This is a genomic window from Nocardiopsis sp. FIRDI 009 (assembly GCF_003386285.1).
Lineage (GTDB): Bacteria > Actinomycetota > Actinomycetes > Streptosporangiales > Streptosporangiaceae > Nocardiopsis.
This window is the reverse complement of the sequence record NZ_QPNC01000008.1, coordinates 51289-66212: the sequence shown is the minus strand read 5'-3', so window position 1 is coordinate 66212 and position 14924 is coordinate 51289. Positions and strand designations below refer to the sequence as shown.

10 protein-coding genes and 1 tRNA gene are annotated in these 14924 nt (G+C 70.7%); 6 read left to right on the top strand and 5 right to left on the bottom strand.

Annotated features, from left to right (window positions below):
- The first annotated feature begins 74 nt into the window (after window positions 1–74).
- A complete protein-coding gene (locus tag DVR05_RS05365; RefSeq protein WP_198659054.1) occupies window positions 75–776 on the top strand; it encodes a hypothetical protein in 702 nt (233 codons plus the stop codon).
- 215 nt (window positions 777–991) lie between these two features.
- Here DVR05_RS05365 and DVR05_RS05360 read toward each other — a convergent pair whose 3' ends face one another.
- Entirely contained in the window at window positions 992–3049 is a 2058-nt protein-coding gene (locus DVR05_RS05360) for a WD40 repeat domain-containing serine/threonine protein kinase (protein WP_116244693.1), read from the bottom strand.
- Window positions 3050–3509: 460 nt separating this feature from the next.
- Window positions 3510–3585: transfer RNA gene (locus DVR05_RS05355), tRNA-Arg, on the bottom strand.
- 541 nt (window positions 3586–4126) lie between these two features.
- Between DVR05_RS05355 and DVR05_RS05350 the strand changes: the two genes are divergently transcribed.
- Entirely contained in the window at window positions 4127–5095 is a 969-nt protein-coding gene (locus DVR05_RS05350; RefSeq protein WP_198659053.1) for a cobalamin biosynthesis protein, read from the top strand.
- Here the strand turns inward: DVR05_RS05350 and DVR05_RS05345 are convergent.
- Complete coding sequence (locus DVR05_RS05345) at window positions 5071–5580, bottom strand: hypothetical protein (RefSeq protein WP_116244692.1); 510 nt, start codon at window positions 5578–5580, stop codon at window positions 5071–5073. The two genes, DVR05_RS05350 and DVR05_RS05345, sit on opposite strands and share 25 nt — an antisense overlap.
- A 308-nt stretch (window positions 5581–5888) precedes the next feature.
- On the opposite strand from DVR05_RS05345, the gene DVR05_RS05340 reads away from it, so the two are divergent.
- The 3 genes from DVR05_RS05340 (at window position 5889) to DVR05_RS05330 (ending at window position 10571) form a co-directional block, all read left to right on the top strand.
- Window positions 5889–8789 carry a penicillin acylase family protein gene (locus tag DVR05_RS05340; RefSeq protein ID WP_116244691.1) on the top strand — a complete coding sequence of 967 codons (2901 nt, stop codon included), beginning with the start codon at window positions 5889–5891 and terminating at the stop codon, window positions 8787–8789.
- 182 nt (window positions 8790–8971) lie between these two features.
- Complete coding sequence (locus tag DVR05_RS05335) at window positions 8972–9412, top strand: NfeD family protein (protein WP_116244690.1); 441 nt, start codon at window positions 8972–8974, stop codon at window positions 9410–9412.
- Between the two features lie 73 nt (window positions 9413–9485).
- On the top strand, window positions 9486–10571 hold the full coding sequence (locus DVR05_RS05330; protein WP_116244689.1) for an SPFH domain-containing protein: 1086 nt from the start codon (window positions 9486–9488) through the stop codon (window positions 10569–10571).
- Window positions 10572–10685: 114 nt separating this feature from the next.
- On the opposite strand, the gene DVR05_RS05325 is transcribed toward DVR05_RS05330, so the two are convergent.
- Window positions 10686–11651 (bottom strand): quinone oxidoreductase, encoded by a 966-nt coding sequence (locus tag DVR05_RS05325; protein ID WP_116244688.1) that lies wholly within the window; start codon window positions 11649–11651, stop codon window positions 10686–10688.
- Between the two features lie 103 nt (window positions 11652–11754).
- On the bottom strand, window positions 11755–14166 hold the full coding sequence (locus DVR05_RS05320) for a serine/threonine-protein kinase (RefSeq protein WP_116244687.1): 2412 nt from the start codon (window positions 14164–14166) through the stop codon (window positions 11755–11757).
- A gap of 336 nt (window positions 14167–14502) precedes the next feature.
- Between DVR05_RS05320 and DVR05_RS05315 the strand changes: the two genes are divergently transcribed.
- Window positions 14503–14772: a DUF6504 family protein gene (locus DVR05_RS05315; RefSeq protein ID WP_198659052.1), complete on the top strand. Its 270-nt coding sequence runs from the start codon at window positions 14503–14505 to the stop codon at window positions 14770–14772.
- The last annotated feature ends 152 nt before the right edge of the window (window positions 14773–14924 follow it).

Here is a 14924-nt window from a genome sequence, read left to right as displayed (position 1 = left end):
CGTACTGGCCTGGGGTTTCCTCGTTCCCGGGGGCGCCATCCGATCGGATCAAAGGTCTCCTTTAGGGTGAGCGGATGGTCGAACCTGATATGCGACCTCCTCAGGAGGCGTTCGCTGCGTACACGATCGAGATCGGTGCCGAGCCGCTGGAGTGGCCGTCGCGGAACTCGGTGGGTGGCTGGCCCTTCCTCGATGAGGGGCAGGAGTGGCCGGAGTGCTTCTGCGGCGAGCGGCTGGTGCTGTTCTTCCAACTGGATCTCCCCCAGGATCTGGGGCCCTTCGGTGGTGACCACCTGCTGGTCTTCCATTGCCGCGCGCACAACGAGGTCGCTGACCCCGAACTGTCCGATGACGGTCGGTTGGCACCCCGGTACTGGGATGATCCAAACGAGTCGTTCTGGCGCGTGCTACTTCAGCGCCGCGCAGTGCGGCCTTCGGCAGAGTCCGAACCGTCCCTGCGCGCTCGGCCACTGACGCTGCGGCCCTTCACAGACACCCTCAACGAGCGGGGGAAGGGAGCCCAGATCTTCAAGGTGGGCGGTACGCCGTCCTGGGCGCAGGACCCCAAGCACTACCAATGCGCGTGCGGTGCCGAGCTGGTGTATGTGTGCCAGGTGCCGGAGGATATGGGGTTCGCTGTTGTTCCGGGACAGCCGGAGCAGCCCGACAGCGGCGCGGAGGGCCACTATGACCTGTTTCTGGGGAACGAGGTCTACCTGTTGGCCTGCCCGGAGCACTGTGATCCGGCGGTGGTCTGGCCGGTGAACCAGAACTGAGCCCCACCGGATCAAAGGTCCAGTTGGATAGCGGTATTGCTTGCATCCGGTTCTACTCGATTGTTTTTCGCTAGGTGGTGTAACTTAGGAGGTCGGTTCCTTCAAAGTAGGTACACCTCCTTCTCGTGGTCCGCTATTGGATACGAGAATTTGCTACTTCGATAAGAGATTCAAACTCCTCTGCTAGGCTGTAAAAAAACTGATATTTTTGGAGATCAGTTGAGCTCCCATATTCGGACAGAGCCACTTCGGTCGGTATTGGTGCTAGCAGTGGCGAGCAGGGCGCCATCGGGGCTGAAAGCCACCGACCGAACCCGACTTCCGTAGTCGTCCAGACTAGTGATGAGGTCACCGCTTTCAGTGTCCCAGAGTCGAGTAGTGCCGTCTGTGCTGCCGGTGGCGAGTGTAGCGCTGTCGGGGCTGAAAGCCACCGCTGATACGGCTTCGTCGTGTCCAGTGATGGTGGTGATCGGTTCTCCGGTGTTGGCGTCCCAGAGTCGGGCGGTGCCGTCTGCGCTGCTGGTGGCGAGCGCAGTGCCGTCCGGACTGAAAGCCACCGAAACCACGGAGCCGTTATGCCCGGTAAGAGTGGTGATCAGGTCGCCTGTCTCAGTATCCAGCAACTGGGCGACAACGTTGTCAGAAGTGGAACTGCCATACTCCATACCGACGGCGATCGTGGTGCTGTCAGGACTGAAAGCTAACGCATATACGGCTTCGTCGTGTCCAGTGATGGTGGTGATCGGTTCTCCGGTGTTGGCGTCCCAAAGTTGAGCAGTGCCAAATGAATTACCGGTCGCGATTATGAATCCGTCCGGACTGAAAGCCACCGACAATATAGTGTTGTTGCCTGGCATCGATGATTCGTTGCTCGTGATAGTGGTGATGAGTTCGCCGGTGGTGACATCCCAAAGTTCGGCAGTGCTATCGGTGCGGCCGGTGGCGACTGTAGTACTGTCTGGGCTGAACGCCACTGAATACGCGTCTCCGTAGCCTATGCGGGTAATCGAGGTGGGTAGCAGCGCGCTGGATTCAGACGTACTGAACTCATCTGCCTCGGATTTACCCATGCCAGGTTCGCTCGCCCCGGACTCACCGAGGCGCGGGTTGGAGATGTACCACGAGAGCAGGACGACCGCGGCGATGACTGCGGATATCCCGTAGAACCACGATGCCCTGACCTTTCGCTTCCCACGGTGTTGGTCAGGACGTGCCTTTGTTAGGGGGGTGGCCTTCGCGAGGGAGGTCTTCCCAGCGTTCGGAGGAGGGCTTTGGGCTTCGGCGCGTTGCGGGACAGCGTCGCCCTCCCTCTTCGTCTTGGTTGCAGCGGGGGGTGTGACTCGGGGTTCGCGTGGCGCGGGGGAGGACTCTTCCTTGGATCGTGTCGGGATCGGCGGTGTCGGTAGAGGACGGATGGCCGGTTCGGGACGGGACGGTGTGGTGGGCTGAGGCGGTGGCCAGGAGTCGTGAAGGTCGTGGTCTGCGAAGCGGGCGAGGATCTGTTCGGGTGTGGGGCGCTGGGTGGGGTCGTGGTTCCAGCAGGCGGTGATCAGGTCCCGGGTGGCCGGGTCGATGTCGCCGGGGTCGGGTGGTGGGCTGATGAGGCGGCGCAGGGTCTGGGCCATGGTGGCGCCGTTGAAGGGGTTGGTGCCGGTGGCGGCGTAGGCGAGCACGGTGCCCAGGGAGAACAGGTCCGAGGCCGGGCCGACGCGGGAGCCGTCGGTCTGCTCGGGCGACATGTAGGGCAGGGTGCCGAAGATGGCGCCGTGGGTGGTCATGCTGTCGGCGTCCAGGGGGCGGGCGATCCCGAAGTCGATGATGCGGGGGCCGTCGTCGGCCAGGATGATGTTGCCGGGTTTGAGGTCGCGGTGCACCAGGTCACAGGAGTGGACGGCCTTGAGTCCTTCGGCCAGGCCGGTGGCCAGGACGTGCAGGGCGGGCGGGGTGATGGGCCCGTTCTCGCGCACGGCCTCCGTCAACGTGGGTCCGGGGATGTGGGCGGTGGCGATCCACGGGGCGTCGGCGTGGGGGTCGGCGTCGATGATCTGGGCGGTGTGGAAGCCGCCGACGCGGCGGGCGGCCTCGGCCTCGCGGGCGAAGCGTGCGCGGAAGCCGGTTTCGTTGGCGAGTTCGGGGCGGATGACCTTGACGACGAGCTGTCGTCCGGAGGTGGTGCGTGCGAGGTAGACCTGGCCCATGCCGCCGGTACCCAGGCGTGCGGTGAGCTTGTATTCGCTGATGTGTGGGGGGTCGGTGGGGTGAAGGGGTTCCACGGGGGGCTTTCTGCCAGGGGGAGGGCTGGTGGTGGGTGCCCGGTGTGTCAGGTGAAGGACTCGTGGGTTGGTGGACCGGTGGGTGGGGTTGGGGTCTGGTTCTCTGCGGTGTGCTTCGTGCCATCTGATTGTGGCGCGGGAACCCGTGTGGGGTAAGGGGTTTCGGTGGAATCGGCCGTATGCGGCCGGTGGGGCGACAGGGCGCACCCGGGCCCAACGGTGCCCCACGTGGGGTGTCAGGGCGGCTGCGGGGGCGCTGGCGGGCGGACGCGGGGCCGCCCCGGCGGGCGGGGCTGGGCCCGGGCGGCCAGGGTCACGGGATGGCAAAATGCTCCGGGAGGTGGGTGCCCACCTGTACTGGACCTTGCACTGGGGAGCACACGAGGAGCATTTCAGGCCCCGAACGGGGCCTCGCGCCTCGTCTGTTCGACTCGTGCACCCCGTCTGACCTGGGGTTTTGTGGCGCACCCGGCAGGATTCGAACCTGCGACCCCCGGATTAGAAGTCCGACGCTCTATCCACTGAGCTACGGGTGCCTGTTTCAATTGTCGCCCTACGTGTCAGTGCTTTGCCGAGCCGTTACCTGTGGCGCGGGTGGGTCACTGTGGGTGGGGGCCGGGGCGGTGACCTGCGACCGGAGGGCCCGTGTCGTGGTGCCTGTGGCTCCCGAGGAGACATTCTAGGGTATTTGCCTGATCTCGCCCACAGGTGGGCAAAGTCTGACCAACTACGGTCATTCGTAGATGCGTCTCGTTACCACTCGTGCTCCACCAAACCGGGTTCTATGGGCCTCGCGTACCACGTTACCGGTGATTAACCCCCGATGCGGTGCTGCGCCGCTGGCGTTTCGTGAAGTCCGGCGGGGCTGCCCCCGCCCCGGGCGGCCCGGCGGGTCAGAACATCCACCACTGACCCGCGAGGAGCATCATGGACGCCAACGTGACGAGCATCTGGTTTCCCTCCACGGTCGACTGTAGGGCGCTCTACGTGTATGGGCGAATACATTGCGTGGCAAACGCTGGTTTGCCGTGGTTTGGGGTTGCCTGGAGCCGCTGTTGACGCGGCTACCGTGGTCCCGTGCGATCTCTAGGACTGTTGGCGGGATTCCTGCTGGACACCGTGGTGCCGGACCCTCGTCGGGGGCACCCCGTGGCGCTCTTCGGCACCGCCGCCCGCAGGTGGGAGCGGCTCGTCTACCGGGACTCCACCGCGGCCGGGGCGCTCTTCGCCGCGGGCGCGGTCCTGCCCGTGGTCGGGGGCGGTCTCCTGGCCGGTCGGGGTGTCGTGTCCACGGCCCTGACCACCTGGGCGACGCTCGGCGGCGCCATGCTGGGGCGTGAGGCCGAACGCGTCGCCGACGCGCTCGAATCCGGTGACCTGGCGTCCGCTCGGGAGCTCCTCGGCGGCCTGTGCGGTCGCGACCCCTCGGAGTTGGACGAGGACGGCGTCGCGCGGGCGGTCGTGGAGTCCGTCGCCGAGAACACCTCCGACGCCGTCGTCGGTCCGCTCGTGTGGGGCGCGCTCGCCGGGGTTCCCGGCCTCGCCGGGTTCCGGGCGGTGAACACCCTCGACGCCATGGTCGGCCACCGCAACGCCCGCTACGCGCGGTTCGGCGCGGCCTCCGCGCGCCTGGACGACCTCGCCGGATGGGGCCCCGCGCGCCTCACCGCCGTGCTGGCCGTGCTGGCCGCTCCCGCCGTGGGCGGCGACGTGGAGCGCGCGTGGCGGGTCTGGCGCCGTGACGGCGACGCCCACCCGAGCCCCAACGCCGGTCAGTGCGAGGCCGCGTTCGCCGGTGCGCTCGGATGCACCCTGGGTGGTGTCAACGTGTACTCGGGGCACGAGGAGCGCCGTCCCCTCCTGGGTGACGGGCCGCCCGCGGGGGTCGCCGACATCCGCCGCGCCGTGCGTCTGGCCAGGACGGTCAACGTCCTCGCCCTCCTCGTCTCGACCGGGGTGGCCGCCCTTCCGAGCGCCGGTCATCCCTCCGGTGGATCCCGTGGGACGACCGGCGGCGGACGTCAGGCGGCGAGGCCGCGCACGTAGTTGACCTGCTCGTTGATCTGGTGGGCCGTGGCGGGGGACACGGCGGGGACGTGTGTGGCGTGGTAGGTGCCGTGGCCCTGGACGGTCACCTGAACGTGTCCGTGCGTCTTCTGCTCCTTGACCAGGAGGAAGAGCAGGCCGAGCAGGCACGTCCACCAGAAGACCAGGATCGCGGTGATGACGGCCCAGGTGGGTGTGTTCCGCTCGGTGCGGCTCATGTCGGTGACCGTCCACACCGTGCCCCTGATCGGGAAGCGTCCGGCGGGCGTGACCACCGTGTTCTGGGTGATCGCGATGTCCCCGATGGTCAGCAGCGGGGCCTCGTCGGGAACCTGCGGCACGGGAGGCTGGTATCCGCCGGTTCCCGCCTGGTAGGGCTCGATCGCCCCGCCCATGTGCTGCTCCGGGGGAAGCCCCCAGCCGGGGGGCTCGTTGCCGGGCTGCTGCCACGGGTCGCCCGGGTTGGGGTTGGGGTACTGGTTCATGCCGCGATTGTGTCAGAGCCCCCGGGGTCGTCGGGAGGAAACGGGCATCGGGTGGGATCCGTGCGCGGTCGGGACGTCGGCGGACCGGCACGCGTGGCCGGATGTGGCCACACGCGACCGGCGGTGACGGCGCCTCCGCGGACCGTGCCCTCACGGTTCGCGCTGCTTGTGGCGTGAATCACTTCAAACCCGCGAGATGTGGGGTATCGGGTTCGCCTCGCGGGGAAAACATGAAAGTCTTTCGCGATTAGATTACCTGTGCGTAACATTCCGCTGACCCATCGCCGACCCCCAGGTGGTGACAGTACGTGTTCCCCCGACTCAGCGGACGGCTGCGCGCCGGTGCGGCGGGCGCCGCACTCGCGGTCACGGCGGCGACCGCCGGCACACTCCCCGCGACCTCGGCCGCGGCCGACCCCGGACCCCTCCAGGACTACTGCGCGCCCGAGGGATGCCACGACATCCTGCCGCCCGGACAGAACGGCGGCGCGACCCTCGCCGAGATCCTCGGCCACCAGCTCTTCGGCACCCGACCCCCGTACTCCTCCAGCCAGCTGGACATGTACGACAACCTCGTCCACCACTACGACGGGCTCACCGAGGACGGACTCGACGACTTCTTCCTCGACTCCACCTTCGGGGTCGACCCCGACGACGTGGGCCGCGAGTACCGGCCCCGCGAGGACGTCACCATCGTCAGGGACGCCAGCCACGGCATCCCGCACATCACCGGCACCACCCGCGAGGGCACCATGTTCGGCGCGGGGTACGCCGCCGCCGAGGACCGCCTCTTCCTCATGGACGTCCTGCGCAGGGTCGGCCGCGGCGAACTCACCTCCTTCGCGGGCGGCGCCGCGGGCAACCGCGCCCTCGAACAGGACCTGTGGCGCACCGCCCCCTACACCGAGGAGGACAAGCAGGCCCAGATCGACCGCGTCGCGGCCAGCGGCGAGCGCGGCCGTCAGGCGCTGGCGGACGTCGACGCCTACCTGGACGGCGTCAACACCTACATCCGCGAGTCCGACCAGGGCCGCTACTTCCCCGGCGAGTACGTCCTGACCGGGCACAAGGACGCCATCACCAACGCCGGTGAGATCGAACCCTTCACCCCCGCCGACGTGGTCGGTATCGCCGCCATGGTCGGCGGCATCTTCGGCGGTGGCGGCGGCGGGGAGGTCCGCTCCGCGATCGTCCTCGCCAACTTCCAGGACCGCTACGGCGCCGAGGCGGGCGCCGAACTCTACGCCGACTGGCGGATGGAGAACGACCCCGAGGCCGTGGTCAGCGTCGACGGCGAGTTCCCCTACACAGGCACCCCCGACGACCCGGTCGGCGAGGTCGTGCCCGACCCCGGCTCCGTCGAGTACTACGACATCGTCCACGACGAGTACGGATCCGCGTCCTCCGGCGATCCGGCCGCCCCGCTCGCCGCGCAGGCGGAGGCGCCGGCTGAGGAGGTCGAACCCGAGGACGCCGCCGACCCGCCCACGCTCGACGACCTCCCCCGGTCCCAGCGGGAACGGGTCGAGGAGATGGTCGAGGACGGAGACGTGGACCCCCTGGAGGGCGTCTTCAACGAGGGCGTCCTGCCGGACGGCTTCATGGATCCGCGCGGGATGTCCAACGCCCTGCTCGTCTCCGGCGAGCACACCGAGAGCGGCAACCCCGTCGCCGTCATGGGCCCCCAGACCGGCTACTTCTCCCCGCAGCTGCTCATGCTCCAGGAGCTCCAGGGTCCCGGCATCAGCGCCCGGGGCGCCTCGTTCGCGGGCGTGAGCTTCTACGTCCAGATGGGTCGGGGCGTCGACTACGCCTGGAGCGCCACCTCGGCGGGCCAGGACCTCACCGACACCTTCGCCGTCGACCTCTGCGAGACCGACGGATCCACCCCGACCACCGACTCCCGCGCCTACGTCGACAGCGCCGGCGACTGCGTCCCCTTCGAGGAGCTCAGCGTCTCCAACGACTGGGAGCCCACCGTCGCCGACCAGACCCCCGCGGGCGGGTACACCCTCACCTCCCTGCGCTCCGAGTACGGCCTCGTGCGGTCCTTCGCCACCGTCGACGGCGACCCGGTCGCCTTCACCTCGCTGCGCTCCACCTACATGCGGGAGGTCGACTCCATCATCGGCTTCCAGCGGTTCAACGACCCGGACGAGATCACCTCGGCGGAGACCTTCACCGAGGCCGCCTACGACATCGGTTACGCCTTCAACTGGCACTACGTCGACGACGAGGACATCGCCTTCGTCAACTCCGGCGCCAACCCGGTCCGTTCCGAGGGCACCAACCCCAACCTGCCGATCGACGCCTCCTCCGGCGCGGGCTGGTCGGGCTGGGACCCGGCGACCAACGCGGCCGACTACCACCCGCTGTCCGACCACCCCCAGGCGATCAACCCGGACTACATCGTCAACTGGAACAACAAGCCCGCCCAGGGGTACACCTCCGGGTGGTCCACCGGCTCCGTGCACCGCGGCGACCTCCTCGACGTCCGTGTCTCCGCGCTCGTCGAGAGCGGCCACCGGTTCACCACCGCCTCCCTCACCCGGGTGATGATGGAGGCCGGGGTCGCCGACCTGCGGGCCCAGGAGGTCCTGCCGCTGCTCCTGGAGGTCATCGACGCCGCCGGGGTCGACGACCCCGAACTGGCCGCCACGGTCGAGGAGCTGCGCGCCTGGCACGAGTCCGGCTCCCTGCGGCGCGAACCCCGGCGGGACGCCGGATACTACGAGCACGCCGACGCCATCCGCGTGCTCGACGCCTGGTGGCCCCGCCTGGTCCGGGGGCAGTTCGAACCGGGGCTCGGCGCGGATCTGTACACCGAGCTGACCCGCGCCGCCAGCGTGGACGAGTCGCCCTCCGGCAACGGCCACGTCGGCTCGGCCTTCCAGTACGGCTGGTGGTCCTACGTCGACAAGGACCTGCGCGCCGTGCTCGGCGACGAGGTCCGGGGCCCCCTGGGCGAGACCTACTGCGGCGGGGGAGACCTCGACACCTGCCGCACGGTCCTGCTCGACACCCTGGCGGAGGCGGCGGCCGTCCCCGACGAGGAGGTCTACCCGGGCGGCGGGCCCTGCTCCGCCGGTGACCAGCTGTGCGCCGACACGGTGGTCCACCAGGCGGTCGGCGGGATCGGTATGTGGCCGGTCGCCTGGCAGAACCGGCCGACCTACCAGATGGTCTACCAGTTCTCCGGCGGCAGGTAGCGCCTCCGGCCGACCGGTCGCTCCACCCGCGGTCCGCGACGGTTCCCACGGGAGCCGCCGCGGACCGCGTCCGTGCCGCGTCGACGGCCACGCCGCCGATCACTCCGGCGAATCGCGTGCTTCGTCCGGCTCGTGTGGGTAGCTTAAGGATTACCCGATACGTCGCGGGAGGGCCGCAGAACATGCCCGACTGGCTGATCTGGATGATCCTCGCTGTCGCCCTCGGAGTCGCCGAGGCCTTCACCCTGACCTTCGTGCTGGGGCTCGTCGCCGTCGCGGCGCTCGTCGCCGCGCTCCTGGGCGCGATCGGACTGCCCGTGGCCGTGCAGATCATCGGGTTCGCCGCGACCGCCACCGCAGGTCTCGTCCTGGTCCGCCCGATCATGCAGCGGCAGATGACCCGCGGACCCGACGCGCGTTCGGGCGCCGCCGCCCTGGTGGGGCGCTCCGGGGTCGTCCTCCGGGAGGTCGACGGGGACCACGGGCTGATCAAGCTCTCCGGAGAGGAGTGGTCGGCACGGTGTATCGACGAGGACCTGGTGATCCCGGTCGGCACGCACGTCGACGTCATGGAGATCGACGGCGCCACCGCCGTGGTCTACCCCCGGGAGGCCCTGCCCTGAGCCAGGCGGCGACGGGCACCGCAGTTTTGCACAGTCCCGATCCACAGCCACGACCCCAAGGTCAGGTGCGGACATGATCGACCCGGCTATTCCCTTCGTCATCCTCGCGGTCATCCTCGTGGCCGTCGCGCTGTCGGCGATCCGTATCGTCCCGCAGGCGAGGGCCTACAACATCGAGCGCTTCGGCCGCTACATCAGGACGCTCAACCCGGGGCTGAACTTCATCATCCCGGGCGTCGACCGCGTCAACACCAAGTTCGACCTCCGTGAACACGTCTTCAGCTCACGACCCCAACCGGTGATCACCGAGGACAACCTCGTCGTCAACATCGACACCGTCCTCTACTACCAGATCACCCAGCCCAAGGCCGCGGCCTACGAGGTCGCCAACTTCCTCCAGGCGATCGACCAACTCACCGTGACCACCCTGCGCAACGTGATCGGTTCCATGGACCTGGAGCGGACGCTCACCTCCCGGGAGGAGATCAACACCCGTCTGCGCGGTGTCCTCGACGACACCACCGGCAAGTGGGGGATCCGGGTCAACCGGGTCGAGATCAAGGCGATCGACCCGCCGCCCACCATCAAGGAGGCGATGGAGAAGCAGATGCGGGCCGACCGCGACAAGCGCGCCGCCATCCTGCACGCCGAGGGCGAGCGCCAGGCCCGGATCCTCAAGGCCGAGGGCGCCCGGCAGCAGGCCATCCTGGAGGCCCAGGGCGACCAGCAGGCCGCCATCCTGCGCGCGGACGGCGAGGCCAAGGCCGTGGAGCGGGTCTTCCAGGCCGTGCACGCCAACGACGCCGACGCCAAGCTGCTCGCCTACAAGTACCTGGAGACCCTGCCGCACCTGGCGCAGGGCGAGGGCAACACGTTCTGGGTCATCCCCGGCGAGCTGACCGAGGCGATCAAGAACGTCACCCACGCCTTCTCGGGCGAGGCCGCCGCGTCCGTGCCCTCCACGGAGAAGGCGACGGAGGGCGGCGAGACCGGCCCCGCGCGGATCACGGCGGCGGACGAGTCGGAGCGGTCGTCGTCGGAGCAGGCTGCGGTGGAGGCCGCCGAGGCGGCCGAGCGCGCGGTGGCCGACGCGCGCGACGACGTGCGCAGGGCGGGCGCCCGCATGGGAGCGATGCCGAACCCGCGTGAGGAGTCCTGACCGCACCGGGGGCCGGGGACCGGAGCCACACCGGTCGACGGTGGACCGGTGAGCCCGCGGGACCGTGCGGGCCCCGGGGAGCCGGGAGGCCCTCGGCTCCCCGGGGCCCGGAACTCAGACCAGGAGGAGCTTCCCGGCGGTCCGCCGGGCGGCGAGGTCGCTTTGGGCCCGTCCCGCCTCGGCCAGGGGGTAGCGCCCGCCGATCCGGACGTCGAGCCGCCCGGCCGCCAGCAGCCCGAACAGGTCGCGTGCCCGTTCCAGCAACTCCTCCCGCTCGGCCACGAAGGCGGCCAGGGACGGCCGGGTGAGGTACACCGACCCGGCCTGGGTCAACCGCAGCGGGTCGACGGGCGGCACCGGCCCGCTGGACTGGCCGAACAACGCCAGCACGCCGCGCGGGCGCAGGGCGGCCAGGCTCGCGTCGAAGGTGCTCCGTCCGACCCCGTCGTAGACCGCGGCGACCCCCCGCCCATCGGTGAGGTCGCGCACCGCGTCCGCCACCGGGGTCCGGGTGTAGCGGATGACCTCGTCCGCGCCCGCCTCCCGGGCGAGCCGCTCCTTCTCCTCGGTGGACACGGTTCCGATCACGCGCGCGCCCCGCTCCTTGGCCAGCTGGGTGATGAGCAGGCCGGTCCCGCCCGCGGCCGCGTGCACCAAGACGGTGTCCCCCTCGGCCACGGGGTACACGGAGCGTGTGAGGTAGTGGGCGGTGAGCCCCTGGAGGAGGAGCGCCGCGGCCTGCTCCCCGGAGACCCCGTCGGGGAGCGGCACCGCGAGGGAGGCCCTGACGACCGCCCGGTCCGCGTAGCCGCCGGGGGACATCGCCCATCCCACCCGCTGGCCGACGGACAGGTCGCGCACCCCCTCGCCCACGGCCGCGACCACACCGGCCGCCTCCATCCCCGGGACGAAGGGGAGGGGGACCTCGTACCGGCCCTCGCGCTGGTAGACGTCGATGAAGTTGACGCCGCGGGCGGTCACGTCGACCAGGACCTCGCCCGGTCCCGGTTCGGGGTCGTCGGTCTCGGTCAGCCGCAGTACCTCCGGGCCGCCGTGTTCCTCGATGACGATGGCGCGCACTGGTCCACTCCTTCGCTGGGTCCGACTGCCCGCATCATGTCAGCCGGAACCGGCGCTGTCGCGCACCGGTCCGGCACGGCACCGTCGCGCACCGGGGCCCCGGTCACCCCCCGGGGAGGATCTCGCGCACGGAAAAGTGCGTGTAGAGCACCCCGAGCGGGGCGCTGCCGAACCCGCCCCGGAGCACGACCCCCACCCGGTGCCGGTCCTCGGGCTCCTCGGCGTCGTCCGGGAGCGGGTCGTCGTCGACCGCCTCGGCCGCGAGCTCCCCGTTGACCCACATGCGCAGCCGCATGGTCTCCTCGTCGCCCTCGTCGGAGTACTCGCACGCGAACATGACGGTGTTGGTGACCAGGGGGTCGTCCGGGCCGATGTCGTACGGGTCCGCCTCGTCCGCGCCCTGCGCGCCGCGCCCGTCGGCGTAGAGGGGGTAGGGCTCGTAGCCGGGGACGTCGAAGGTCTCGTCCAGGGACTCGGTGACGGGATCGTCGCCGCCCATGATGACCCGGCGGATCTCGGCCTGCTGCCCGTCGTGGCGCAGCAGGGCCTCGTACATGCTGCGCGGCCCCTCGCCCCGTCGGTCCCGGTTGTCCCAGCAGCGTACGCCGAACATGGCCTGCCCGGGCCCCTCGACCACGTGTGCCGTGGCCGTGACCAGGACGGAATCGGGCAGCTCGGCGTCGATGGGGGCGACCTCCCCGCGACTCGGCTGGTCCTCGGGGTCCAGCATGAGCAGCATGCCGCGGTCCGCCCAGTACCCGTCGTCCCTCTCGTCCTCGGGGTCGTAGACGCCGTTGCTCCAGTCCGGGTCGATCGCGAAGTTCTCCCCGTAGATCTCCTCCGTGTTCTGCGGCGGTGCGTCACCACCCGCCAGCAGGGCGTAGCCGCCCACGCCCGCGATCACGACGAGCGCGAGCGCGCCGCCCCCGACGGCCCAGAGGCGGCCGTTGCGGCGTCGGGGCTCACGCCGGGGCGGGGGCGCGCCGTTCCCCCGCGGGTCGTGCGGCGGCTGGCCGGGACCGCTGGGACCACCCGGGCCGCCCGCTCCGGGGTGCGCGCCGAACCCGTGCTGTCCTCCACTGGGGGTGTGCCCGGGAAGGTGGTTGCCCGGGGGCGGGTAGCCGCCGGACGCCCCCTGGTGCCCGGGGGCCGCGCCCGGCCCCTGGGAAAGGGGATGGCCGCCCTGGTGCACGGAGTGCTGAGGACCCGATCCGGGCACGTGTGGCGGCTGACCGCTGCGCGCGGGCACCTGGGCGCCGGGGGGCGGGTACGTCGGGGGCTGACCGTGGGGCGGCGGGAACCGGGTCGGCGGGGTCTGAGTCGGGTCCTGTGCGGCGGGGGGCGTCCAGGGCAGCTGGGCCGTGGGGTCCACGCCGTACGCGCCGTGGGGGTCGCTCGGGGGTGTCGTGCCCGGGGGAGTCGTGCCGCCGGGGAACCCCTCCTGCCGGTCGGAACCGCCGGTGCCCGCGTGCGCGGACCCGCCCTCCCGGTCGTGGGGGACGGTCTCCGTCACGGAGTGCGGAGCCTGGGACGTGGCCGTCTCCGGCGCGTTCGCGTGCGGTGGTGGCGTCCCGCCCGCGGGTTCCGGCGGCTCCCGGTCGGGCGCCGCGCCCGGAACCGGGGGCGTGCTCGGCGGCGCCCAGGAGGTGCTGATGGTGCGCCGGACCTCGGCCTCCCCGGGGTCCTCCTGACCGGTCAGTCGGGCGAGGATCTGTTTGGCGGTCGGACGGTTCTCGGGCGTCTTGTCGAGCGCGGCGGCGACCAGGGTGTGCAGGCTCGGGTCCAGGCCGTCCAACCGGGGCGGGGCGGAGGTGATGTTGTGCAGTACGGCCGGGACGGTCGCCGCGTCGAAGGGCGCGGTCCCCGTCCCCGCGAAGGCGATCAGGCAGCCCCAGGCGAAGATGTCGGCCTCCGGGCCCGCCCTGTGCCCGTCGAGCAGCTCGGGCGCCAGATAGGAGGGCGTGCCGATGAGCTCGCTGGAACGGGTCACCCCGCCGTCCGTGCCGTCCAGAGCGCGGGCGATGCCGAAGTCGATCACCTTGGGGCCGACGGTGGACAGCAGGACGTTGGCGGGTTTGAGGTCGCGGTGGATCACCCCGGAGCCGTGGATGGCGGTGAGCGCGGCGGCGACCCCCAGCGCGAGGCTCTCCAGGGTGCCGCCGATCATCGGCCCGTCCGCGCGGACCTGTTCGTCCAGGTTGGGGCCCGCGACGTACTCCGAGACGATGAAGAGCGGGTCGCCCTCCAGACGGGCGTCGATCACCCCCGCGGTCGAGAAGCGGGCCACGCGTCGCGCGGCCTGGACCTCGCGGGCGAACCGGAGGCGGAAGGACTCGTCGTCGGCGAGGTCGGGGCGGATGAGTTTGACGGCGACCGGGCGGTCCGAGGCGTCGCGGGCGAGGTAGACGGTTCCCATGCCGCCCCGGCCCAGCCGGCTGACGATCCGGTAGCCATCGAGTTCGCGTGGGTCCCCCGCACGCAGGGGGGTGCCGCTCTGCTGCCCGTTCGACGTCACAGTTGGGGGTCCTCGCATGGATCGGGTGATTCGCGTCCAACAGCGTACCGATGCCGCGGTGGGGGCGCGTTCCGGAAGGGGGGTCCAGGACGCTCGGGGCCCGGTCGCCCCGCGGGCGAGCGGAGCGGGCGCGGGCCGTCGCGCCGGCGTGGCCGACGCTGGTCCTGGTGTGTGGGGTTCGTCAGGGTGGACGCGTCCGCGGGAGAAACGGTTCCACGAGGGTCCGGATTTCGCTAGTGTTAGAACACAGGTTCGAACACCGGTCCGTTCTTCCCCCGGGCGGGTGGTCCGGCGTGTGTGTCGGGACGGGGGCGGTCGACGGTGAGGGGAAGCGCGGTGGGACGGCACTACGGGGCGCGTGTCACGGTCGTCGAGGATTCCGGGCGTCCGACCAGGTTCACCTGGAACGGCCGGGTGTTCGGGGTGCGCAGGATCCTCGACCACTGGGTGACCGTGCGCATGGACTGGAGCCCGGCCAGCGCGCCCCGGGTTCCCGAACGCCGCCACTGGCGGGTGGAGGCGGGGACCGCCCAGGCGCAGGGGGTGTACGAACTGCGCCACGACACCGTGACCGATGAGTGGCTGCTGTCCCGGGTCTGGGACTGAGGGGGGTCCGTCCGGGCGCGCCGTGGGACGTTGCGGACCGCGTCGGCGTCCAGGTTCCGTCCGGACGCGCGGGTACGCCGCCGCGTGCGGTCCCTCCACTCGCCCGGCGGGCGCGCGCCGCGTGTCGGACCGGGTCCCTCGCGTGCGGCTCG

What these genes read in the sequence shown, in the direction of transcription:
- DVR05_RS05365 (WP_198659054.1), top strand. Translation starts at nt 75, where the DNA reads ATGGTCGAACCTGATATGCGACCTCCTCAGGAGGCGTTCGCTGCGTAC.
- DVR05_RS05345 (WP_116244692.1), bottom strand. Translation starts at nt 5,580, where the DNA reads ATGAACCAGTACCCCAACCCCAACCCGGGCGACCCGTGGCAGCAGCCC.
- DVR05_RS05335 (WP_116244690.1), top strand. Translation starts at nt 8,972, where the DNA reads ATGCCCGACTGGCTGATCTGGATGATCCTCGCTGTCGCCCTCGGAGTC.
- DVR05_RS05330 (WP_116244689.1), top strand. Translation starts at nt 9,486, where the DNA reads ATGATCGACCCGGCTATTCCCTTCGTCATCCTCGCGGTCATCCTCGTG.